At 63.6% G+C, this 22,834-nt stretch carries 23 protein-coding genes; 14 read left to right on the forward strand and 9 right to left on the reverse strand.

Annotation, left to right across the window (positions count from 1 at the left end; all coding sequences use genetic code 11):
* Positions 1-10: 10 nt before the first annotated feature.
* From C8D77_RS02975 to C8D77_RS03000, 6 genes are all read left to right on the forward strand, one after another.
* On the forward strand, positions 11-307 hold the full coding sequence (locus C8D77_RS02975) for a sarcosine oxidase subunit delta (RefSeq protein ID WP_109659161.1): 297 nt from the start codon (positions 11-13) through the stop codon (positions 305-307).
* Positions 304-3,297, forward strand: coding sequence for a sarcosine oxidase subunit alpha (locus C8D77_RS02980; RefSeq protein ID WP_109659162.1), 2,994 nt, complete (start codon positions 304-306; stop codon positions 3,295-3,297). The genes C8D77_RS02975 and C8D77_RS02980 overlap by 4 nt, the downstream gene beginning before the upstream one ends.
* Positions 3,290-3,874, forward strand: a complete 585-nt coding sequence (locus tag C8D77_RS02985; RefSeq protein WP_109659164.1) for a sarcosine oxidase subunit gamma — start codon at positions 3,290-3,292, stop codon at positions 3,872-3,874. Before C8D77_RS02980 ends, C8D77_RS02985 begins: the two co-directional genes overlap by 8 nt.
* Before the next feature lie 60 nt (positions 3,875-3,934).
* Positions 3,935-4,165: a hypothetical protein gene (locus C8D77_RS02990; RefSeq protein ID WP_109661205.1), complete on the forward strand. Its 231-nt coding sequence runs from the start codon at positions 3,935-3,937 to the stop codon at positions 4,163-4,165.
* A gap of 205 nt (positions 4,166-4,370) precedes the next feature.
* Positions 4,371-5,156, forward strand: a complete 786-nt coding sequence (locus C8D77_RS02995) for a ThuA domain-containing protein (RefSeq protein ID WP_109661207.1) — start codon at positions 4,371-4,373, stop codon at positions 5,154-5,156.
* A gap of 49 nt (positions 5,157-5,205) precedes the next feature.
* Positions 5,206-5,619 carry a hypothetical protein gene (locus C8D77_RS03000; protein ID WP_245468940.1) on the forward strand — a complete coding sequence of 138 codons (414 nt, stop codon included), beginning with the start codon at positions 5,206-5,208 and terminating at the stop codon, positions 5,617-5,619.
* Between the two features lie 43 nt (positions 5,620-5,662).
* Here C8D77_RS03000 and C8D77_RS03005 read toward each other — a convergent pair whose 3' ends face one another.
* The gene (locus C8D77_RS03005; RefSeq protein ID WP_109659166.1) at positions 5,663-6,511 is read right to left on the reverse strand and encodes an SDR family oxidoreductase; all 849 of its coding nucleotides are present in this window, start codon (positions 6,509-6,511) and stop codon (positions 5,663-5,665) included.
* 94 nt (positions 6,512-6,605) lie between these two features.
* On the opposite strand from C8D77_RS03005, the gene C8D77_RS03010 reads away from it, so the two are divergent.
* On the forward strand, positions 6,606-7,601 hold the full coding sequence (locus C8D77_RS03010) for an AraC family transcriptional regulator (RefSeq protein ID WP_245951625.1): 996 nt from the start codon (positions 6,606-6,608) through the stop codon (positions 7,599-7,601).
* On the opposite strand, the gene C8D77_RS03015 is transcribed toward C8D77_RS03010, so the two are convergent.
* From C8D77_RS03015 to C8D77_RS03040, 6 genes are all read right to left on the reverse strand, one after another.
* Complete coding sequence (locus C8D77_RS03015; RefSeq protein ID WP_109659170.1) at positions 7,570-7,818, reverse strand: DUF680 domain-containing protein; 249 nt, start codon at positions 7,816-7,818, stop codon at positions 7,570-7,572. The two genes, C8D77_RS03010 and C8D77_RS03015, sit on opposite strands and share 32 nt — an antisense overlap.
* 186 nt (positions 7,819-8,004) lie before the next feature.
* Positions 8,005-8,649 (reverse strand): TetR/AcrR family transcriptional regulator, encoded by a 645-nt coding sequence (locus C8D77_RS03020; RefSeq protein ID WP_109659172.1) that lies wholly within the window; start codon positions 8,647-8,649, stop codon positions 8,005-8,007.
* 91 nt (positions 8,650-8,740) lie between these two features.
* On the reverse strand, positions 8,741-9,517 hold the full coding sequence (locus C8D77_RS03025) for an SDR family NAD(P)-dependent oxidoreductase (RefSeq protein ID WP_109659174.1): 777 nt from the start codon (positions 9,515-9,517) through the stop codon (positions 8,741-8,743).
* Positions 9,517-10,551, reverse strand: a complete 1,035-nt coding sequence (locus C8D77_RS03030) for a phosphotransferase (RefSeq protein ID WP_109659176.1) — start codon at positions 10,549-10,551, stop codon at positions 9,517-9,519. The genes C8D77_RS03025 and C8D77_RS03030 overlap by 1 nt, the downstream gene beginning before the upstream one ends.
* Entirely contained in the window at positions 10,548-11,033 is a 486-nt protein-coding gene (locus tag C8D77_RS03035; protein WP_263495443.1) for a MaoC family dehydratase, read from the reverse strand. The genes C8D77_RS03030 and C8D77_RS03035 overlap by 4 nt, the downstream gene beginning before the upstream one ends.
* A 39-nt stretch (positions 11,034-11,072) precedes the next feature.
* Complete coding sequence (locus C8D77_RS03040; protein WP_109659178.1) at positions 11,073-11,888, reverse strand: SDR family oxidoreductase; 816 nt, start codon at positions 11,886-11,888, stop codon at positions 11,073-11,075.
* Between the two features lie 116 nt (positions 11,889-12,004).
* Here C8D77_RS03040 and C8D77_RS03045 point away from each other — a divergent pair, with 116 nt between their 5' ends.
* The 7 genes from C8D77_RS03045 to C8D77_RS03075 all read left to right on the forward strand — a co-directional run bounded on the left by C8D77_RS03045 (position 12,005) and on the right by C8D77_RS03075 (position 18,444).
* Positions 12,005-13,246 carry an acyl-CoA dehydrogenase family protein gene (locus tag C8D77_RS03045; protein WP_109659180.1) on the forward strand — a complete coding sequence of 414 codons (1,242 nt, stop codon included), beginning with the start codon at positions 12,005-12,007 and terminating at the stop codon, positions 13,244-13,246.
* Between the two features lie 53 nt (positions 13,247-13,299).
* Positions 13,300-14,337 carry a zinc-binding dehydrogenase gene (locus C8D77_RS03050; RefSeq protein WP_109659182.1) on the forward strand — a complete coding sequence of 346 codons (1,038 nt, stop codon included), beginning with the start codon at positions 13,300-13,302 and terminating at the stop codon, positions 14,335-14,337.
* Positions 14,334-14,888, forward strand: a complete 555-nt coding sequence (locus tag C8D77_RS03055) for a hypothetical protein (protein ID WP_170136661.1) — start codon at positions 14,334-14,336, stop codon at positions 14,886-14,888. Before C8D77_RS03050 ends, C8D77_RS03055 begins: the two co-directional genes overlap by 4 nt.
* 185 nt (positions 14,889-15,073) lie before the next feature.
* Positions 15,074-16,237 (forward strand): glycosyltransferase family 87 protein, encoded by a 1,164-nt coding sequence (locus C8D77_RS03060; RefSeq protein WP_109659184.1) that lies wholly within the window; start codon positions 15,074-15,076, stop codon positions 16,235-16,237.
* Positions 16,230-17,219: a glycosyltransferase family 2 protein gene (locus C8D77_RS03065; RefSeq protein ID WP_109659187.1), complete on the forward strand. Its 990-nt coding sequence runs from the start codon at positions 16,230-16,232 to the stop codon at positions 17,217-17,219. Before C8D77_RS03060 ends, C8D77_RS03065 begins: the two co-directional genes overlap by 8 nt.
* Positions 17,216-18,037, forward strand: a complete 822-nt coding sequence (locus tag C8D77_RS03070; protein WP_109659189.1) for a ChbG/HpnK family deacetylase — start codon at positions 17,216-17,218, stop codon at positions 18,035-18,037. Before C8D77_RS03065 ends, C8D77_RS03070 begins: the two co-directional genes overlap by 4 nt.
* A complete protein-coding gene (locus tag C8D77_RS03075; protein ID WP_109659191.1) occupies positions 18,034-18,444 on the forward strand; it encodes a GtrA family protein in 411 nt (136 codons plus the stop codon). The genes C8D77_RS03070 and C8D77_RS03075 overlap by 4 nt, the downstream gene beginning before the upstream one ends.
* A gap of 36 nt (positions 18,445-18,480) precedes the next feature.
* Here C8D77_RS03075 and C8D77_RS03080 read toward each other — a convergent pair whose 3' ends face one another.
* Both C8D77_RS03080 and C8D77_RS03085 read right to left on the reverse strand, forming a co-directional pair.
* Entirely contained in the window at positions 18,481-21,612 is a 3,132-nt protein-coding gene (locus C8D77_RS03080) for an efflux RND transporter permease subunit (RefSeq protein WP_109659193.1), read from the reverse strand.
* Positions 21,609-22,772 carry an efflux RND transporter periplasmic adaptor subunit gene (locus tag C8D77_RS03085; protein ID WP_109659195.1) on the reverse strand — a complete coding sequence of 388 codons (1,164 nt, stop codon included), beginning with the start codon at positions 22,770-22,772 and terminating at the stop codon, positions 21,609-21,611. The genes C8D77_RS03080 and C8D77_RS03085 overlap by 4 nt, the downstream gene beginning before the upstream one ends.
* Positions 22,773-22,834 lie beyond the last annotated feature (62 nt).

A 22,834-nucleotide genomic window follows, 5' to 3' on the forward strand; every position in this document is an offset into this window, starting at 1 on the left:
ACGAACCAAAATGCTTCTCATCCGCTGCCCCTATTGCGAGGAAGAGCGCCCGGAACTCGAGTTCCGCAACGCCGGCGAGGCGCATATCGCACGCTCGGCCAACATTGCTGGCGAGACCGACGACGATTTCGAAAAATTCTTCTTCATCCGCTCGAATCCCAAGGGCATCATCTATGAGCGCTGGCGGCACATGCACGGCTGCGCGCGCTTCTTCAATGCCGTGCGCGACACCGTCACCGACAAGTTCGTCATGACCTACAAGGCCGGCGAGCCGAAACCGTCGAAGCTCCCGGGAGTTGCCAAATGAGCGGCGCGTTCCGCATTCCCGGCGCCGGCCGCTTCAGCCAAGCCAAGACCGCGCGCTTCAGCTTCGACGGCCAGTCCTATGCCGGTATCGAGGGCGACACGCTAGCCTCGGCGCTGCTTGCCAATGGCGTCCATCTCGTCGGCCGCTCGTTCAAGTATCACCGTCCGCGCGGCATCTTGTCGGCGGGCGCCGAGGAGCCCAACGCGCTGGTCGAGATCAAGCGCGATGCGGCGCGCAAGACGCCAAATGTGCGGGCGACCGTGCAGGAGCTTTATGACGGGCTCGATGCGCAGTCGCAGAACCGCTGGCCGTCGCTGTCCTTCGACGTCGGTGCGGTCAACGACATCGCCTCGCCGCTGTTTTCGGCCGGCTTCTACTACAAGACCTTCATGTGGCCGAAGGCGGCGTGGAAGAGCCTCTACGAACCCAAGATCCGCGCCGCGGCCGGCCTTGGCGTTTCCCCGGACCAGCCGGATTCCGACCATTATTCATCGCGCTATGCGCATTGCGACGTGCTGGTGCTGGGTGGCGGTGCCGCCGGCATTGCGGCAGCATTGGCAGCGGCTGAAACGGGCGTGCGGGTCATCCTCGCCGACGAGCAGGCCGAGTTCGGCGGCAGCCTGCGTTTCGAGACCGGTGCGAAGATCGACGGCCAGGACGGTTTTGCCTGGGCACAGGCGGCAATCGCCCGACTGAGCGCGATGGACAATGTCCGCGTGCTCTCGCGCACGACGGCGTTCGGCTACTACGCGCAGAATTTCGTCGGGCTGGTCGAGCGTGTCAGCGATCATCTCTCGGCTCCCGGCCACGATCTGGCGCGCGAGCGGCTGTGGCAAGTTCGCGCCAAGCGCGTGGTGCTGGCCTCCGGGGCGATCGAGCGCCACATGGTGTTCGCCGACAACGACCGGCCGGGCATCATGCTGGCGGGTGCCGCGCGCACCTATCTGAACCACTATGGCGTCGCGGTCGGCAAAAATGTCGGCATCTACACCGCCAATGATTCCGCTTACGCGGCGGCGATCGACCTGAAGAAGGCCGGCGTCAACGTGGCGGCGATCGTCGATTTGCGTGACAATCCGACCGGTCCGGTGATCGACGAGGCGAGGGCGCTCGGCATCGAGGTCAATTTCGGCCGCGCGGTGATCCGCGCCGGCGGCAAGTTGCGCGTTTCCTCGATGACGGTGCAGCCGAAGAATGGTGGTGGCGAGCGCACCATCCCGGTCGACGCGATCCTGATGTCGGCCGGCTGGACGCCGTCAGTGCATCTGTTCTCGCAGTCGCGCGGCAAGGTTGCCTTCAACGACGAGACCAAGCGCTTCGTGCCGGGCACTTATGCGCAGGACTGCGTCTCGGTTGGCGCCTGCAATGGCACAGACGGGCTGTCTGCGACGGTGGACGAGGCCTATGCGGCTGGCGCCAAGGCGGCCAAGGATGCGGGCGCGAAAACCGCCAAGGGTACCAAGCCGAAGGTCGATGCCTCGGAGAGCTGGTCGCGCGGCATGCTGGGTGCGGCTCCCGGCGCCGGGCCGGACACGACGGTGAAAGCTTTCGTCGATTTCCAGAACGACGTCACTGCCAAGGATATCCGCCAGGCAGTGCACGAGGGCATGCGCTCGATCGAACACGTCAAGCGCTTCACCACCAACGGCATGGCGACCGACCAGGGCAAGACCTCCAACATGCATGGCCTGGCGATCGCCGCCGAGACGCTGGGCAAGCCGATCCCGGAAGTCGGCCTGACCACGTTCCGGGCGCCCTATACGCCGGTGACCTTTGGCGCGATCGTCAGCCATGCGCGCGGTCCATTGTTCGACCCGACACGCAAGACGGCGATCCATCCCTGGGCCGAGGCGCAAGGGGCGGTGTTTGAGGATGTCGGCCAGTGGAAGCGCGCCTGGTATTTCCCCAATGCGGGGGAAGACATGCACGCTGCCGTTGACCGCGAATGCGTCGCGGTGCGCAAGACGGCCGGCCTGTTCGACGCCTCGACGCTGGGCAAGATCGAAGTGGTCGGTCCTGACGCGGCGAAATTCATGGAACTGCTCTACACCAATCCGTGGGAGAAGCTGGAGCCGGGCCGCTGCCGCTATGGCATCATGCTGCGCGAGGACGGTTTCATCTATGATGACGGTGTCGTCGGCAGGCTGGCGCCGGACCGTTTCCATGTGACGACGACGACCGGCGGGGCGCCGCGCGTCATGAACCACATGGAGGACTATCTCCAGACCGAGTTCCCGCATCTCAATGTCTGGCTGACCTCGATCACCGAGCAATGGGCCGTCATTGCCGTGCAAGGCCCCAAGTCGCGTGACATCATCGCGCCGCTGGTTGAAGGCATCGACATGTCGGACGAGGCGCTGCCGCATATGTCGGTGCGCGAAGGCAAGATCTGCGGCGTGCCGACCAGGCTGTTCCGCATGTCGTTCACCGGTGAGCGCGGCTTCGAGGTCAACGTGCCTGCCGACTATGGCCAAGCCGTATGGGAAGCGCTGTGGGCTGAAGGGCAGAAGCACGGTGCGGCCGCCTATGGCACCGAGGCCATGCATGTGCTGCGCGCCGAAAAGGGCTACATCATCGTCGGGCAGGACACCGACGGCACGGTGACGCCGAACGATGCCGGCCTCGACTGGGCGGTCGGCAAGAAGAAGGCCGATTTCGTCGGCATCCGCGGCATGGCGCGGCCGGATCTGGTCGCCAAGGGCCGCAAGCAGCTGGTCGGCCTCAAGACCAAGGACCCCAAGGTGGTGCTGGAAGAAGGCGCGCAGATCGTCGAGGATCCGAAGCAGCCGATCCCGATGAAGATGATCGGCCATGTCACTTCGAGCTACTGGTCTGAAAATTGCGGCCGTTCGATCGCGTTGGCGCTGGTCGCCGGCGGCCGCGACCGCATGGGCGACACGCTCTATGTGCCGATGCCGAACGGGGTGATCGAAGTGGAGGTTGCCGGCATGGTGTTCTTCGACGAGACGGGAGGGCGCCTCAATGGCTAAGGCCGCTGCAAGAAAGACGGCTCCGGCTGCATCGCCTTCGGTAGAACGCCGTCCGGCGCTGGCTGGACGCAGCACTTCGGCGACCAGCGTCAAGGTCGAGGTGCTGCCGCCGGCTGAGCGCATGTCATTGCGTGCGCCGGAGGCTTCGGTTGCAGCGCTTTCGAAAGCGCTCGGCGTGACCTTGCCGAACAAGCCGAAGACGTCTGCCTCGAAGGGTGGGCGAACTGCCTTGTGGCTCGGCCCCGACGAATGGCTTGTTATCGACGAGGCCGGTAGCGATCCGCTCGCCGATTGCGCCAAGGTTTCCGTGCTGCACTCGGCGGTCGGCATCTCGCATCGCAACATTGCTATCGCCGTGACGGGCGCCGGGGCAGCAGCGACGATCAATGCGGGTTGTCCGCAGGATCTATCGCTCGACGTCTTCCCGGTGGGAGCAGCGTCGCGCACCATCCTGGGCAAGACGGAGATCGTGCTGCTGCGCACAGCCGCCGACACCTTCCGGGTTGAATGCTGGCGTTCCTTCTCGGACTATGTTTTTACTTTCCTGTCCGAGGGATCGCGCGACGCAGCGGTCTGAACTCGGAACGTTTTGCAGGGCACGCTCGTTTCTGCATCCGCACGCCGAGGGAGAATGCCGATGCCGTCGAATTCCGCGCCGAAGTCGCCGGTCAAGAAGACATCGGCCGTCCGCTCGCTCGAACATGAGCGGCACGAAGCGCCGAGCGCCGAAGAGGAACTCGAGGAAGGTCTCGAAGACACGTTCCCGGCCAGCGATCCGATATCGATCACCAGCACGTCCATTCCCGGCGCGCCCGCGAAACCCGGCAAGGCCAAGACCGTGCCCGGGCGCAAGAAGCGCAAGACGTAGAGCGGTTCATCGTTTCGCGGAAACGCCGAACCGCTCTATCTCGTCTGTTTTGGCGCAATTCCCAAGGGGAAGCGCAATGGCGCTTTTCCCGGGAAAACCGCTTCACACTTTTCCTGGAATTGCTCAATTTTTCCATCGGGCCAGGCTGCATCGGACCTTCTCAATCCCATTGGACATGCTATTTAAAGCGCTTTGGGAGATGAAAATGCCGACAAAAGCGATCGTTTGGGGCGAGAATGTCCACGAGCAGACCAATGCCGCGGTGCGCGACCTCTATCCCTTGGGGATGCATGGCACCATTGCCGCGGCACTCAACCAGGACAAGGGCATCGAGGCGACCACCGCCACCTTGCAGGAGCCCGAACATGGCCTGAGCGAGAAGCGCCTGGCGGCCACCGACGTGCTTTTGTGGTGGGGCCATGCGGCGCATGGCGACGTCAAGGACGAGATCGTCGAGCGGGTGCAGAAGCGGGTGTGGGAAGGCATGGGCCTGATCGTGCTCCATTCCGGCCACTACTCGAAGATTTTCAAGCGGCTGATGGGCACGCCCTGTTCGCTGAAATGGCGCGAGGCGGGCGAGCGCGAGCGCGTCTGGGCGATCAACCGCGGCCACCCGATCGCGCAAGGCATCGGCGAGTGCCTGGAGATCGGCGAGACCGAAATGTATGGCGAACCCTTCGCCGTGCCGGAGCCGCTCGAGACGGTGTTCGTCTCCTGGTACGAGGGCGGCGAGGTGTTCCGGTCAGGGCTGACCTACCAGCGCGGCGCAGGCAGGATCTTCTACTTCTCGCCCGGCCACGAGACCTATCCGATCTATCACAATGAGGGCGTGCAGCAGGTGCTGCGCAACGCGGTGCACTGGGCGCACAACCCGGCGCCGGCATGGTCCGGCATCACCAATGCGCCGAACGTGCCGACGGATGCGGCCAAGGAGAAGATCGTCCAGAAGGGGCTGCGCCTGCATGCCGATGGCGACAAGGGCCTGAGTTGATTAGGGGCTTGAGTTGATTTGGGCTTGAGTTAAGCGGGGGCTTGGGTTGATGCATCGAATTCTTCTGCTCGGCACCGGCGGCATCGCCGGGCATCATGTCGAGGAGTTTGCCGGAATTCCGGGCTGCAGCATCGGCGCGCTCGCCACGATCGTGGCGAGCCGCTACATGACCGGCCACGCCAACGATCTGTCTCTCGCCCTGCACGGTACCAGGGGCGCCATCAAGGTCGAGACCGACGGCAAGGTATCGAACCTGTCTGCCTGCCTGGGTGGGGATGTCGATCTTCAGCGCTGGCAGACCCTGGCGCTGCCCAGTGTCAAGCGCAATGCCCGGCGCTTTGCCGACGCGCTGGATTCAGGCCGGAACGGCGATCCATCGTTCCGGCGCGCCGCAGACATGCAGAAGCTGATCGACGCGGCCTTCGAGAGTTCAGCGGCGAAGCTGCCGATCTCGATTGCCTGATATCCTGTCGTGGCCTTAACCCGGGCGGTCTGCTGTGAAGCGGTCAGCTGGCATTGCCATCGCGCCAGGCGGTCTGGCCCATCAGCCGGTTCATGGTGGAAAGGTACTCGTCTTCCGAGGTCGACCAGCGCAGCCTTGCCATTTCCTCGGTATCCGGACCGGCGAGATAGCGCAGTCGGTGCGACGGATCGGTCGCTGCCGCAAAGATCGTCGCAACCACCCGCTGTTCGTCCGCATCCGGGAACGGGTAGTTCATCATCGACTGCATCATGTGGTCGAAGTAGGGCTTGTACGTTGCCGGGACCGAAACGGCCTCTGACGCCGTCATGGTGTTGGAGGTGAAGCTGGTGGTGCGCATGGCTCCGGGTTCGACGAGCTTGACGAGGATGTTCTGCGATTCAAGCTCGTAGGACAGCGATTCCGACAGGCCTTCCACGGCATGCTTGGTCGCGGTGTACAGCGCCAGCAGCGGTACGGCGGCCAACCCGACGCCCGAGGTGATGTTGATGATGGTGCCGCCGCCCTGGTCACGCAAATGCGGGATCGCCGCCTGCATGACATTCATCATTCCAAAGACGTTGGTCTCGAAGATGCCGCGGATCGTCTCCTTCGCGGTGGCCTCGAAGATCGAGACGACACTGATGCCGGCATTGTTGACGACGGCGTTGATATGTCCGAAGCGCTCGATGCCAGCGGCAATCGCGGCCTCGATGCTTGCGGGATCGGTGACATCGAGCGGCAGCACAAGCATTTGATCGGCATGGCCGGCGGCGAGACTCTGGTCCGGCTTTCGCATTGTCGCGATAACGTTCCAGCCTTGGGTGGCGAAGTGCCTCGCCGTGGTCTTGCCGAGCCCGGACGAACAGCCGGTGATGAGGACGGTATTGGTCATTCACATAACTCCTTGAGGTTATGCGGCTGATCTATGTAAAGCGCTCTGGCTGATCTATAACGAGGAGTGCCAATTACATTACGGATCGTCTCATTTGGACCCTTTGACCGATATTATCGCCCTGTTGCGCCCAAAGACGCTGCTGCTCGGCAATCTTGCGGCAACCGGTGAGTGGGGCATCCGCTCGCCCTACCAGACCGATCCCACCTTCTATCTGGTGACCGAAGGTGAATGCTGGTTCCAGGCCGAGAATGCCGATGCCGTGCGGCTGTGCGCGGGGGATTACCTGCTGGCGGCGCAGCCGTGTTCCGCGTGTTTCGTCAGCCATATCGGCGCGAAGCTCGTTCTCTCCGACGCCGAGTTCAAGGAACGCAACACGATCGACAACGAAGTCCGGGTCGGCAGCAGGACAGAGGGCCCGACGACGCGCATACTTGGCGGCCTGATCATCTGCGATCCGGTCAATGCCGACCTGCTGTTCGGCCTGCTGCCGCGCTTCACTCATATCCGTGCGGCGGAAGATGTCGGTGAACGGCTCGCAGGCCTGATGCGTATCATCGTCGATGAAACGCATGCTGCCAGGCCGGCCAGGGACATGGTGCTGTCACGGTTGATCGAGGTGATGCTGATCGAAACGCTGCGTCGCGATGGCGCGCAACGCGCATCACAGCCGCAGGGCCTGCTTGGCGGCCTCGCCGATCCGCAATTGGCCAAGGCGCTGACCCACATCCATTCGAATGTCGGCAGGGCGTGGACGATTGCCGAGTTGGCGAAAACCGCCGGAATGTCGCGCTCGCGATTTGCCCGACGCTTCGTCGATGCCGTCGGGGCGGCACCGGTCGAATATCTGCTGGCATGGCGCATGGCGCTGGCCAAAGACGCACTGCTGCACAGTCAGAAGCCGCTCAGCCAGATCGCTGCCGATGTCGGCTATCAATCGCCAAGTGCTTTCAGCACCGCCTTCAGCGGCAAGGTCGGTTGCGCACCAACCCAGTATGCCGCTCGAAGCCGGGGCGAGACCATGCCCGGGGAAACCCGGGCGGGTATGCAATCAAACCTCAGAATGCGCTCGGCACAATCCACGGGTTGATGCTGATGCCGAGGCGCGGGCCCTTGCCTTCGGCGGTGTTTTCCGTGACGCCCTTCTTCTCGACCGAGCCGGTCGAAGCGCAATCGAGCTTCACGTTGGTCTTGGTGTCGATGCAGGTTGCAGTCGGCGCATGCTTGACAGGGTGGGTGGTGTTGGCGGCAAAGGCCGAACCGGACAGTGCCAGCACGGCGGCGAGGGTGAGAAGGGTCTTTTTCATTGTCAGTCTCCGTTTTCGACGGGTGAATTTTTCTCGTACATGTACGATGCACTGTACAGATACGTCCGTCGATCGCGAAGTTCAAGCCAAAACCGTACGCGTACGGTAAATTTTTTGTTAACCAAGAAATTCGCCCTGATGCTGGGAAGGGCGGAGAGGAAATATGGAAACGAACGGAACTGGCGTTCAGCAGTTGACCGGTGTCTCGGTCAGCGGTGGCACGTCTTGCGTGCTGAGCGTGGCAAGCGTGAAATCGCACATCCGCTTCACGAAAGCCTGCGGATCTCCGAAGGGGTAGAACGGAAAGGTGATGAGCAGCGAGATCGTGCCGTGGCCGACCGCCCAAAGCATGGTGGCGATGGCGCGCGGATCGCCTTGCAACTTGCCGGCGGCGACGCAGGCCTCGACCCGGCTGATCAGCGCTTTCATCGCCGGGTTGCCCTCTTCCATGTCCTGGTAGCTTCTGCCTTCCGGCAGCTTGGTCTTTTCGGTCATGAAGACAGTCCGGTATTCGTTGGGATTGCCAAGCCCGAACGCGGCATATTCCGTCATCACTGCCTGCAAGGCCTCGATCGGATCGTCGGACGAATGCTCCTCGATGCGTCGGGCAAGCGTCTCGAACGCATCCTCGGCGAGCGCGAACAGGATGTCCTGCTTGTCGGCGAAATAGGAATAGACCGACATCGGGGCATAGCCGACCCGCTTGGCCAGTTTGCGGATGGTCAGCCCTTCATAGCCTTCTTCCTGGACGAGCTTATGGGCGGCCGCGACCAGCTCGGAGCGCTGTTCTGCCTTTTGTTTCTCGCGGCGTGTCTGGACGCTCGGCGGCAAAATCTCGTGCCTTCGTTGGGATGGTGCGTGGCTAATTATATACGCTGTACGAAAACGAACAAGGGCGCGGGAAGTTCCCAAACGGAAGGTGTCAGATCGCGCCGACGCCGCCGTCGACGGCCAGCGCATGACCGGTCATGAAGGAGTTGGCGGGGTCGGCGGCGAACAGGATCGCCGTAATCACTTCCTCCACTTCGGCCACCCGCTTCATCGGCACGCCGCGCGTCAGCTCGGCCAACGCCTCTTCTTCCGGCACGCCGGAGACGCGCACGAAGCCGTCCACCATCGCCGTCCTGGTGTGGGCGGGGCAGATCGCGTTGATCCGCACACCCTTGGTTGCGTATTCGGCCGCTGCCGATTTTGTCAGCCCGACGACGCCATGCTTGGCCGCCGCATAGACCGAAAGTTTTGGCGCGCCGACCAGCCCGGCGACCGAGGCGATGTTGACGATGGCGCCGCCCTTGCCGTTCGCCTTGAACTGCCGTTCCATCTGCGGAATCTGGTGCTTCATGGCATAGAACACGCCGAGCAGGTCGATCTCCAGGACGCGGCGGGCCTCGTCCGATTCGACCTGCGGCAGACGCACGAAGCTCTGGACGATGCCGGCATTGTTGACGGCGATGTCCAGCCGGCCGAATTTTTCGACCGCCAGCCTGACCAGATCCTCCGACAAGGCTTCGTCCGCTATGTTGCCGGCGAGGATCGCCGTCTCGACCTGCAGCGTGCCTGCAAGATCGGCGAGTGCCTTTTCGTCGATGTCCGATAGCACCAGCTTTGCGCCTTCAGCGGCAAAGCCTTTCGCCGCACCTCGGCCGAGCCCGCCGGCAGCACCCGTGATCAGCACCGTTGCTCCGTCGAAGCGGCCCATCACGCCTCCTTGTCGATCAGTTTGGCGGCAAGATGCGAAAGCAGCTTTACTGCCTCGCCATAGGTCCTGGCTTTTTCCGGATTGGAGGCGTTGCCGTCCAGCGCCCGCTTGAAGACGCCCTGGCAGATCGCAGCCAGCCGGAAGAAGGAAAAGGCGAGGAAGAACGTCCAGTTGCCGATCCCGGTGAGCCCGCGCCGCCGGCAGTAGCTGGCGACGTAGTCCTCCTCGGAAGGCAGGCCGAGTGCGGAACGGTCGACACCACCCAGGCCGCGAAAACCCGACGCGTGCGGCAGCCGCCATTGCATGCACTGATAGGCGATATCTGCGAAGGGGTGGCCAAGCGTCGACAGTTCCCAGTCGAGCACCGCCAGAACCTGGGGCCGATCGGAAGCGAAGATCAGATTGTCCAGCCGGTAGTCGCCATGCACCAACGAGACACGGCCGTCATCTGCGGGCATATGCGTTTCCAGCCAGGCGATCAGCCGGTCCATGTCGGCGACAGTGCCGGTTTCCGAGGCGCGGTACTGGCTGGTCCAGCGCGCCAGCTGGCGCTCGAAATAATTGCCCGGCCGGCCGAAATCGCCGAGCCCGACGGCCTCGACGTCGACATCGTGCAGCGCGGCGAGGGTGTCGTTCATGGCATCGTAGATGGCGGCGCGTTCTTCGTTGCCGTCTGCCTCCGGCAGTGCCGGATCCCAGAAGATGCGGCCGTCGAGGAAATCCATCACGTAGAACATGCGGCCGATCGGCGAGGCTTCGTCGGAAAGATGCAGCATCCGCGGCACAGGTACGGCGGTGCCGGCAAGTGCGCCCATCACTCTGAATTCGCGGTCGACCTGATGCGCCGATTTCAACAACTGCCCCGGCGGCTTGGCGCGCAGCACGTAGCGGCCGCTTGCCGCCGTCATGAGATAGGTCGGGTTCGATTGGCCGGATTTGAATTTTTCGATTGCAGCAAGCCCGGAAAAGCCCGGTATGTTCGCCTCGAGGTAAGGCGCAAGCGCTGCCTGGTCGAGAACGTTCGGATCGCTCATGCCGTCTCGGGCTGGCGTTCGATCAGGGTCAGCGTCAGCCAGCGCGCGGTCAGCGCCGGTTTCTTCGAACCCTCGATCTCGATCGTCACATCATGCGCCGTCTGCACCCAGCCCGACGGCCTGACCTTGACGTCGGCCAGCACGAAACGGGTGCGGATGCGCGCGCCGGTCTTCACCGGCGCCAGGAAGCGCAGCGAATCGAAGCCGTGATTGACGCCCATCTTGCTGTTTTCCAGCGGCGGCATGGTCTCGAACGTCATCGCCGACAACAGCGACAGCGACAGGAAGCCGTGCGCGATGGTGCCGCCGAACGGCGTCTCGCGCATGGCCCGCTCCGGGTCGCAGTGGATGAACTGGTGGTCGTCGGTGGCATCGGCGAACTGGTCGATCATGCGTTGCGTGACCACCCGCCACGGCGACACGCCAACCTCCTTGCCAACATTGGCCAGAAGCACATCGAGACTGATCGGTTCCACGCTCATGTCCTCCAGTTCACCTCCAGCTTCTGTGGCCGGAAAATGTCATTCCTTGAACAGCGTCAGCCCATGCTGCACCGACTGTCCGCCGTCGATCGGCAGGATGGCTCCGGTGACATAGCTGCCTGCACGGCTGCACAAATAGAGCGTTGCGCCGGCAATGTCATCCGGTGCGCCGATACGGCCGATCGGAACATGGCCGCCGACATGTGTGGCCTGTTCTTGCGTGCCGGTGGCAAACGCCGTCATGCGGCTCTGGAAGGGGCCGGGGGCGAAAGCGTTGACGGTGATGCGGCGGGCGGCGAACTCGAGCGCCAGTGTGCGCGTCAGATGATGAACCGCGGCCTTCGAGGCGGTGTAGGAATAGGCGTCGTCGGCCAGCGGCTGCGTGCCCATCACCGAACCCAGGTTGATCACCCTGGCCGGATCGGCGTCACTGGCGGCGGCATCGAGCAGCGGCAGCAATTCGCGCGTCAGATGGAAGACCGCGGTGACGTTGACACCGAGCACCTTGGCCCATGCTGAATAGGGAAAGCTCTCCAATGGCGCGCCCCAGGAGACGCCGGCGTTGTTGATGAGAATATTGAGTTTCCCGGTCCGCGCCTTGACCTCGGCGACGAGTGCGGCAATGCCGGCTTCGCTGGAGACATCGCCGGCAAAGCCTTCCGCCCGGCCCGGTGCACCAAGTTCGTTCAACTCGGCAGCGACCTTGATGCAGTCATCGCCCTTGCGCGACGCGATCATCACACTGGCGCCGGCCTGCACCAACGCGGTCGCCGCCATGCGGCCGATACCGGTCGCGGCACCCGTCACCAGCGCGGTTTTGCCGGCCACCGAAAACAGCTCGTCCAGATAGCTCACCACAATCCTCAGTGCTCGGCATGCGGGCAAAACAGTTCGCGTTGACAAGGCTATCCGAAGTACGGTCATCCTTGCCACTGACAAAATGCCTGGCGTGTATGAAGGGTTAGCGACCGATGACGGAGATGAATCTCGGCATGACCGAGCGGCTGAAGCCGATCCACGCGCGCGTCGCCGCCATGGTGCGCGACGAAATCATGCCGCTCGACAAGGAGTTTCTGGGCGAAGTGGGCAAGGAAGGCGACCGCTGGGTCTATAGTGCGCGCCAGAGCGAGATCCTCGAAGGGCTGAAGAAGACCGCACGAGAGCGCGGCCTGTGGAATTTCTGGCTGACCGGTTCGGAACACGGCTACGGCCTTTCCACCGTCGAATACGCCTATCTGGCCGAGGAGATGGGCAAGGCGCATCTTGGCGCCGAGACCTTCAACTGCTCGGCGCCCGACACCGGCAACATGGAGGTGCTGGAACGCTACGGCTCGGCCGACCACAAGAAAGCATGGCTGGAACCGCTGCTCGACGGCAAGATCCGCTCGGCCTATCTGATGACCGAGCCGGATGTCGCCTCGTCCGACGCCACCAACATTGCCATGCGCTGCGAACGTCAGGGCGACAACTATGTGCTCAACGGCGAGAAATGGTGGGCGTCCGGCGCCGGTGATCCGCGCTGTGCCATCTACATCGTCATGGTCAGGACCGGCGGCGATGAGGAGCCGCAGCACCGCCGCCATTCGATGATCCTGGTGCCATCAGGCACAAAAGGCGTGACCAAGGTGCGAGCGATGCAGGTCTATGGCGACGACGACGCGCCGCACGGCCACATGCATCTTCGCTTCGACAATGTGCGGGTACCGGCATCGAACCTGATTCTGGGCGAGGGCAGGGGTTTCGAGATCGCGCAAGGGCGGCTTGGTCCCGGCCGCATCCATCACTGCATGCGCGCCATCGGCCAGGCCGAGATGGCGCTGGAGATGCTGTGCCAGCGTTCCGTGCGCCGCGAGGCCTTCGGTCAGCCCCTGGCAAAGCTCGGCGCCAATTTCGACATCATCGCCGAATGCCGCATGGAGATCGAGATGGCCCGCCTGCTCTGCCTCAAGGCGGCGTGGATGATCGACCAGGGCGATGCGCGCGCCGCGGCTCCCTGGATCAGCCAGATCAAGGTGATCGCACCGCGTGTTGCGCTCAAGGTCACCGACGAGGCGGTGCAGATGTTCGGCGCGCAAGGCATCAGCCAGGATACGCCGCTGGCGCGGTCATGGACGCACCTGCGGACTTTGCGGCTTGCCGACGGGCCTGACGCCGTGCATCGCCGTCAGGTGGCGCGCACCGAGCTGAAAAAATACACGCAGGAAAAGGTCTGAGCACCGGCATCGTCATCCGGCGACGCCGGCAGGTCCAGGCAAGGAGTGTTCCGATGACCGTCCCCTCCGAAATGAAGGCGCTGTTGCTAGTCGGCGATGGCTACACCAGGACGCCGAGCGGCAGTGTGCTGGAGGCGATGGAGCCCTATCTCGAGCCGGGCAGCATCGCGGTGCCGACACCCGGGCCGACGCAGGTGCTGATCAAGGTCAGCCTCGCCTCGATCAACCCGTCCGATATCGCCTTCATCAAGGGCCAGTACGGCCAGCCGCGCGCCAAGGGCCAGCCGGCCGGCTTCGAGGGTGTCGGCACCGTCGTCGCCAGCGGTGACGAGCCCTATCCCAAAAGCCTGATCGGCAAGCGCGTTGCTTTTGCCACCGGCGTCAGCAACTGGGGCTCATGGGCCGACTATGCCGTCGCCGAAGCTGCTGCCTGCATCCCGTTGCTCGACACGGTCCGCGACGAGGATGGCGCGGCGATGATCGTCAACCCGCTCACCGCGCTCGCCATGTTCGACATCGTCAAACAGGAAGGCGAAAAGGCTTTCGTCATGACCGCCGGCGCCAGCCAGCTCTGCAAGCTGATCATCGGCCTGGCCAGGGAAGAGGGGTTCGGGCCAATCGTCACCGTGCGCCGCGACGATCAGATCGCTCTGCTGAAAGCGCTTGGCGCGGCGCACGTCCTCAACGAAAAGGCGCCGGATTTCAAGACGGCTTTGCGCGAGGTGATGAAGACCGAACAGCCGCGCATCTTCCTTGACGCGGTGACCGGGCCGTTGGCCTCCGCCATCTTCGACGCCATGCCCAAGCGTTCGCGCTGGATCATCTACGGACGGCTCGATCCCGAAGCCACTGTTATCCGCGAGCCCGGCCAACTGATCTTCCAGCACAAGCATATCGAAGGTTTTTGGCTGAGCGAGTGGATGCGCCAGTTCCGCGATCGCCGTGGCCCGGCGATCCTGGAAGCGCAAAAGCGGTTCTCCGACGGGCGCTGGTCGACCGACGTGACAGCGGTGGTGCCGCTTGCCGAAGCCATGGCGCGGCTGCCGGCCGAACTGGCCAAGCCCAACGGCAAGGTGTTCATCCGGCCTTGAACGAGAATGGCTGGGCGAGAGGAAGTCCGGTATCTGCAAAAAAGGGGCTGCTTGTGAGAAAATGGTGGTTTGTCCCGATCGTGCTGATGTCGATGGCCTGTACCATTGGTGCACAAGCCGCCGAAAAGTTCCCGCCGTTTTGGCGCAAGGCGATGACGAACGATCCGAATACGAATTACTTTCTCAAGAAATATTCCACCCCTCTGGATGATCCTGCCGGGACCGCGGTCAGGAACATCATGCTGGCGCGGGTCATCGGCGCCGCATGTCAGTCCTCCAGACTCAACAAGGCCAAGATCAAAGCCTATCGCGACAGGATGATCGGCCCGCTGACGCCTGAGCAACTCAAAGCGGCCGCATTCGAGGGTGGTAGTGCGCTGCGCAGTTTCAACTATCAGGATCTCGCCTACCTTTGTGCCGGCATCGACTATCAATTTGGTCCGAAAGGGGTGCTGATCGCCGGCGCTGTTTCAGTGGGCAAAGGCGAGCCAAAATATCCCTATGATCCACGCAACCCCTATTTTCGTCTGCCTGAATTCACCGGCGATTGATCGGGTCGTCTGCCTCGCGGCGGCGATCGCGAAGGTGGAATCTGGCGTTCGCGGCGAATGAGGTGTGGCCTTTTGCGTTCATCAAGCCCCCTATGCCACGCCGCTTTGTCCGTGATATGCCGCCGCCATCGATTGCCGGGACAGGGTTGGACTGAACTTGTTCCGGGGTGGTGTGGGGTGCCTTGATGACGATTTCCAAGCCGGTTTTCGACCGTTTGGGTTTTGGCCTGTGGATCGGAGCGTTTCTAGTCGTTCTTGTCTTGGTTCTGTGGTCGCCCCACACACGGACGGTATGGAAGGCCTATATAGGCGGCAGCGAGGCGCTTCTGGCCGGTCTGCCCCTCTACGACACCCAATCCGAGATGGGGTATCTGTACGCGCCGGCCTTTGCGGCGCTCTATATTCCAATCGTCAAACTCGGTCCGCATCTGGGCGGCGTGGTGTGGCACACCCTTGGCTTCGCGGTGCTGACCTACGCCGCGATGCGGCAGGTGCGCAAGCTTGGCGGCGGCGAATTGATGTGGCTGCTTTCTTTCGGCCTTTTCCTCGCTTTGCCGATGGCGGCGGGGGCGATCCGCAACGGGCAGGCAACGATCCTTTTGACCGGCGCCTGTTGGCTTCTCACATTGTCGGCGCTGGAAGGGCGGCGAGCGGAGACGTTCTTCTGGGCCTCGCTTGCCATCATCGCCAAGCCGACCGCGATCATAATGGTGTTGTTGGTAGGCGCCCTTCGGCTCCGGTTGATATCGGTGCTGGTGCTGGCGGTGCTGTTCGTGCTCGCGCTGCCTTACGCTTTCGCTCCCGCCGGCTATCTCAACGATCAGTATCGTGTCTTCGCCCAGATGCTGACCTCCATGGCCGTCGACAACACCAGCCATTTCGTGCCCACCGATTTCACGGCGCCGTTCACCAGAGTGGGGCTACCCATTCCGGAATTCGGGGCAACCATCGTGCGCATGGTCATGGCCCTGTTTACGCTTTCGGCGGTGCTCTGGTTCGACCGCAAGCTCGAACGCGGACCGGCAGGGCTGGCGATCTTCGTGACGGCCACTTTCTACATGTGCGTCTTCAACCCGCGCGTCGAGCCCAACACCTATGCGATGATCGCCGTACCCGCCGGTCTCGCCATCGCGCTGTTGTGGCGCGAAGAACGAGGGGGCGCTCTCGCCTCAGTGCTGTCCACGGTGTTGTTCCTGACCGGGCTGAGCGGCGTCGAGCGCCATGTGCACGATTTCCTCTTCCCCTGGTTCCGGCCTATCGCGGTCACTCTCATTGCCGGTTCGCTGATCTGGTGGTTCTGGGCCAAGGCAAGGGACAAGGTGGTGAATGCGGGGATCGCTAATGGCTGATTTGCGGCCGACACTCGACATCGTCGCGCCGTTCTTCAACGAGGCGCCATCGGCATCGGCCTTCGCGCGCCTGCTCGGCGAGCTCGAAGCGGCCGTGGCACAGCGCTTCGGCATGACGGTGCACAAGATCCTGGTCGACGACGGCAGCCGTGACGACGGCGCCGGACGGTTCTCGCAGGCACTGACTGGGTCGTGGGAGATCGTGCGCCTCAGCCGTAATTTCGGCAAGGAAGTCGCTGTACTCGCCGGCCTCGACCAGTCGCGCGGCGACATGGTGCTGATCATGGACGCCGACCTCCAGCATTCCCTGGACATCAGCCTGAAGCTTATCGCCGAGCTGGTGGGCCATCCGGACATCGACGTCGTCTACGCGCAGAACGACCGTCGCGAGGCGAGCTGGCGGCGCAGCCAACTGGCCCGGCTTTTCTACAGCCTCATCAACAGCAGCCAGCGTTTCGACATTCCCGAAAATGCCGGCGACTTTCGCGTCATGCGCGGCGCTGTCGCGCGCGCGCTGACCAGCTTGCGTGACAAGCGGCGCTTCAACAAGGGCCTGTTCGCCTGGGCGGGCTTTCGCCAGAAGGCGTTGCCCTATTCACCGGAAGGCCGTGCCAGCGGCACGTCGAAGTGGAGCCGGCTTAACCTGATCGCCTTCTCGCTGGAGGGTTTCACCTCGTTTTCCGTCATTCCGCTGCGCCTGATCAGCCTTAGCGGGCTGCTCGCGGCGTTGGCCGGCGGGATCTACGGCGCCAAGGTGTTCTTCGAGGTGATCTTCTACGGAATTGCCGTTCCGGGCTACCCCAGCCTGCTGGTCGCCGTCGTCCTGCTCGGCGGCCTCAACCTAACCCTGCTTGGCCTGATCGGCGAATATGTCTGGGTCACGCTTAGCGAGAGCAAGGATCGACCGGTCTATCTCGTGCGCGATGTCGTGCGCAGCGAGGTCTCCGCCGACAGGCCGGAGCCGGGCGCTTCCGACAGATGACGCGGCGTATCCGCCTGATCGCCGACGACTATGGCCTGGCGCCCGGCGTTTCCGCCGGGATTCTCGACCTGCTCGATCGCGGCCGCCTGACCGGCACCAGCTGCATGACCGGCTTTCCGGAGTGGGCGGGAGAGGCGGCGCGCATCAAACCTCTGTGCGGCCGTGTCGCGGTCGGGCTGCATCTCACGTTGACCGACCAGCCGGCGGTCACCGGCCGGTCGAGCCTGGCGCCGGAAGGTCGGCTGCCGCCGCTCCGCGCGCTGGCCTTGCCTGTTCTGCGCGGCCGCATCGACGATCGCGATGTCCATGCCGAGCTCGAAGCCCAGTACAGCCGCTTCGTCGAGGCGCTCGGGCGCCGCCCCGATTTCGTCGACGGGCATCAGCATGTGCATTTCCTTCCCGTCGTGCGCACATGGCTGCGCGCGCGCCTTGGCGAAGGAAGCGACAGGCCGGCGCTGCGCGGCGCCCCGGCACTGGCGGGCCAATTCGCCTCGGTGCCGAAAGTAGCTGCTATTGCTGCGCTCGCCGCCGGCTTCAACCGGTCGATGCGGCGCGCCGGCTTCACCCTTTTCGAGCCGCTCACCGGCATCTATGACTGGCGGCAACCCGAAAATTTCGCTTCCGTGCTGCAGGCCGCAGTCGAGGCATTGCCGGAACGCGGGCTGTTCATGTGCCACCCCGGCCATGTCGACGAGACGCTGCGTGCGCGCGACACGATGAAAAGCGTGCGCGAGGTCGAATTCGCGGTTCTGGCATCGGACGCGTTCGGCGCCAGCCTGGCCCGCGCCGATGTCACAATCATGGATGGCAAGGGATGAGCGACGCCGAGCGGCCCCCGCGTTCGACCGGCAACAAGATCGTCCGCTTTGCCATTGTCGGGCTTGCCAACACAGCCATCGACCTTGCCAGCTTCTTCCTACTGCTCAAGCTCGGGGTTTCGCCGCTGCCCGCCAACATCGCTGCCTGGTTCATCGCCGTCACCTTCTCGTTCGCGGCGAACGGGTTCTGGTCGTTCGAGCGCAATCGAGCCATCCGGCTGCATGACGCGTTCCTTCGCTTCGCCTCGCTTGGGGGGCTGATTTCGCTCGGCGTTTCCAGCCTTTCGATCGCGCTGTTCGCCGGCATCGCCGGGGTGTGGCCGGCAAAGATCGGCGGTGTCGTGGTGGCGGCGGTGCTGAATTTCCTCGCCGCGCGCTGGTCGATCGAAGGCCGATTGCTGAAGTAGCGGCGGAAAACCGCCACACACTTTCCTGGAATGTCTCTATTCCGCGGGCTCTACATTGGTGTAGGCGGCTTCCTCGAGCTCGCGCTTCAGCCGCGCTTCCTCATGGGTTTTCGGCGTGACGAAGCGGCCAAGCAGGAGATAGGCGACCGGCGTCAGGAACAGCGTCGAGACGGTGGCCAGCCCCAATCCGCCAACGATGACCCAGCCAAGTGCGACGCGCGCCTCGGCACCGGCGCCGCTCGCCAGAACCAGTGGCAAGCCGCCGAGCACGGTGCAGATCATCGTCATCATTACCGGCCGCACGCGGATGATCGAGGCCTGCTCGATCGCTTCGCGCACGCCAAGCCCGCGATCGCGCAGCTGGTTGGCGAATTCGACGATGAGGATGCCGTTCTTGGCCATGACGCCGACCAGCAGCACCAGGCCGATCTGGCTGTAGGCGTTGAGACTGGTGCCGCTGAGGAGCAGCGCAAAGATCGCGCAGGCGAGGCCAAGCGGCACCGTCGCCATGATGATGACTGCGCTGACGAAGCTTTCGAACTGGGCGGCCAGCACCAATAGAATGATGACCAGCGCGAAGCCGAAGATGGTGATCATGGCGCTGTTGGTCTCGCCCAGCGTCGCTGCCTCGGCCAATGGCAGGATGCGGCTGCCCGCAGGCAGCAGCGGTGTGGCGATTTCTTCGGCACGGGTCAGCGCATCGCCGAGCGCGAAGTCGCCGTTGAGGTTGGATGTGATGGCCACCGACGGTTGTTGCTGTTCGCGCGACAGCGATGGCGGCACGGCACGTTCGGTCAGCGTGGCGATGGTCGACATCGGCACGAAGCGGCCATCGGCCGTTTTCAAGAAGATGTTTTCCAGATCGGTCGGGTCGTTGATCGGATTGGTGGTCGAGACAAGCTTCACGCCATAGCTGCGGTCGGCGATGTAGACGTCGACGACGTCGTTGCCGTCGAGCATGGCCTGCAAGGTGTTGGCCAGCCCGGTGATGTCGATGCCGAGGTCGGAGGCGCGCTCGCGGTCGATGGCCACCGCCAGCTGCGGCTGCGTCGGGTCGATGGACAGGCGCGGGGTCTGGAAGCGCGGGTCCTTCTGCATCTCGGCGATGATCTTCACCGCCGCGTCGCCGAGCGCCTTGCGGTCGTTGCCGACCAGCGCGAACTGCAGGCCGTTGCCGGCACCGCGGATACCGAGGCTGTTGGGCTGCACCGGGAAGATGCGCACGCTCGGCACCTGCCTGGTCAGCCGGCTGATCTCGGCCATGATCTCCTGCTGGCTGCGGCTGCGCTCGTTCCACGGCGCCAGCGTCATCACCATGAAGCCGGAGTTGTAGGAACCGTTCTGGCCGGCGTTCTCGAAGGTGCTGCGGATTTCGCCGGAATCGCGCATCGGCTGGATCAGCTTCTCGATCTTCTGCATCTGCTGGGTGGTGTAGTCGAGGCTGACGCCTTGCGGGGCGCTGATGCGCAACAGCACGGCGGCGCGGTCCTCGGTCGGCGTCAGTTCCTGGCGGATGGTGCCGAACAGCGTGAAGGCGGTGCCGGCAAACAGCACCGCGACTAGGAGCACGATCCATGGTGCATCGAGGCAGGCGTGCAGGCCGCGCTTGTAGGCCGTATTGAGCACGCCGCCGATGCGGGCGCCGATGCCGTGACCGCCTTCGTGGTGGAGCGACGCGCTGGTCAGCATGCGCGAAGCGAGCATCGGGCAAAGTGTGAGCGCTACCACGCAGGACAAAAGCACCGACATGGCAAGCACGAAGCCGAACTCGCGGAACAGGCCACCGGTCTGGCCGGGCAGGAAGGAGATCGGCACGAAGACGGCGACGAGCGTCAAGGTGGTGGCAATGACGGCGAAAAACACTTCCTGCGCGCCAAGCACGGCGGCGGCGCGAGGCCCCATGCCTTGGTTGCGTCGTCGCACGATGTTTTCGAGCACGACGATGGCGTCGTCGACGACCAGTCCTGTCGCTAGCACCAGAGCAAGCAGCGTCAGGATGTTGACCGAGAAGCCGGCCAGATAGATGGCGGCGATGGTGCCGATCATGGCGACCGGCATCGACAGGCCGGGGATCAGCGTTGCGCGCCAGTCGAGCAGAAACACATAGATGACGATCAGCACCATGGTCACGGACAGGCCAAGCGCGATCTCGACCTCGTGCACCGCGCCCTTGACGAAGACCGCGTCGTCGCTGGTGATCTTGATCGACATACCCTTGGGCAGGTTCTCCTGCAACTTGGCGACGGCCGCCTGGACGCCAGTGGAGATGTCCAGCGTGTTCGATTCCGCCTGGCGGATGATGCCGATGCCAATACCGGTCTTGCCGTCCGAACGCAGCGTGGTCTGGCCGACATCGGGGCCGAGCGTAACAGTGGCGACGTCGCGGATGCGCGTCGTGCCGCCGACGATGATGTTTTCGAATTCTTCCGGTGTGGTCACGTCGGCGGTCGTGCGAACGATCAGATCCTGATTGGTCGTGGTGATCGAACCGGCCGGTGAATCGAAGGCAACAGAGGCAAGCGCCGCCCTGAGATCGGCAACCGTAAAACCAAGGCTGGCCAGCTTGTTCTGGTCGACATCGATGCGGAAGATCTTGTCGCGGTCGCCGTAGACCTGGACGTCGGCAACGCCAGGCACGGCGGCCAGCTCGTCCTCGATCTGGTCCTGTACCACCACGGTCATGTCCTGGATCGACATGTTGTCGGCGGTCACTGCCAATCGCATCACTGCGTCGGAATTGGCATCGGCCTTGACGATGCGCGGCGGATCGGCGGTGTCCGGCATCTGGTTGGCGACGCGGCCGACGGCATCACGCACGTCCGAGGCGGCGACATTGAGGTCGACACCATCGTTGAACTCGATGGTGACTCGGCTCGAGCCGAATGAAGAAGAAGACGAAATCGACTTGACGCCGGAGACCCGGGCGACGGCGCCCTCGATCGTGTCGGTCAGTTCGCGGTCGACGGTTTCGGCAGCCGCTCCTTCGAAGGCGGTGGAAACAGTGACGACCGCACGATCGACGTCAGGCAGTTCGCGGATTTCGACGCCGTAGAAGGCGGCGAGGCCGGCAACGGCAATGAGGGTGTTCAGCACGAAGGCCATCACCGGCCTGCGGATGAACAGCGCGGTGAAGCCGGTATCGCTGGCGGCGTTGATGGTTCCGGTCATGAGCCTTTGGCCGCGCCCGCGGCGCTCTGCTCTTCGCCTGCGAGGCGGACCGCGCCGCCCTCGCTGACGCTCTGGGTGCCTTCGGTGACCACCATGTCGCCGCTGTCGATCTCGGCGTCGATCAGCACCGTCTCGGTGTTGCGCTGGATGATGCGCACCGGGACTCGCCTCGCCTTGCCATTCTCGATCTGCCAGACATAAGCGCCGTCCGAACCCCACAGGATCGCCAGCGGGCTGACGGCCGGATAGGTTTGTCCCGGGAATTTCATCGTGATGCCGAACGACATGCCGGCACGCAGCGAATCGGCCGGATTGGCGATCTTGGCCTTGACCAGAAGGGTGCGGCTCTTTTCATCGATGTGGTTGTCGATGGCCGAAACCGTGCCGGTATAGGCATTGCTGGGGTTGGCGATCGGCGTCGCCGTCAATTGCGCGCCGACCTTGACGGCGGCGGCGAAACGCTCCGGCACCAGGAAATCGACCAGAATGCTAGAGCGATCGTCAAGCGTGGCGATCGCCGACTGGTTGGTGACATAGTTGCCGGCGGAGATCGGCAGGATGCCGACGGTGCCGGCGATCGGCGCCAGAATTGACCGGCGCTGCAGTGCAAGTTCGGCATCCTGAAGCGCCAGCTTGGCGCCCGCCAACACCACTTCGGCGTCGGCAACCGCGACCGGTGTCGCGGCGTTGGAGGCACGCAGCGACTTGACGCGGTCGAGCTTGGATTGCGCATCCTGCAAGGCGAGCTTGGCCCGATCCTGAGAGATCACTTCGGTCTCGGAATCAAGCGTCGCGAGGATCTGTCCCTCGTCGACATGGCTGCCGGATTCGACCAGCAGTTCGGCGAGGCGGCCGGAACTGTAGGGATTGACGGTCACCGAGGCATTGGCACGGCCGGTGCCGATCGCCTGCAGGCGGTCGTTGATAACAGCCGAAGTGGCCGCCAGGGCGACCACGTTCACCCGCTGGTTGCCGCCATTGCGGCCGTTTGCCTGCTTGGCATTGGCGGCGCCGGTCTCAGCCGGGGGCGCTGCCGCATAAACCCAGTCTATTCCCCAGTGTACCAGCACATCCGGCGCGCCTGGATAAAAGCGCAGCCAGGCGGCTGCCGCCACAACCAGCACCACCAGCGCGACAAGTATCTGTTTCCAGGCGGCCATCGGCACTCCGGTTGGTAAAACAATCCTTCCGTCTACCGGTTTCCCGAAAAGAAGCAGACGCA

The sequence above is a fragment of the Mesorhizobium loti genome (assembly GCF_003148495.1).
Taxonomy (GTDB): domain Bacteria; phylum Pseudomonadota; class Alphaproteobacteria; order Rhizobiales; family Rhizobiaceae; genus Mesorhizobium; species Mesorhizobium loti.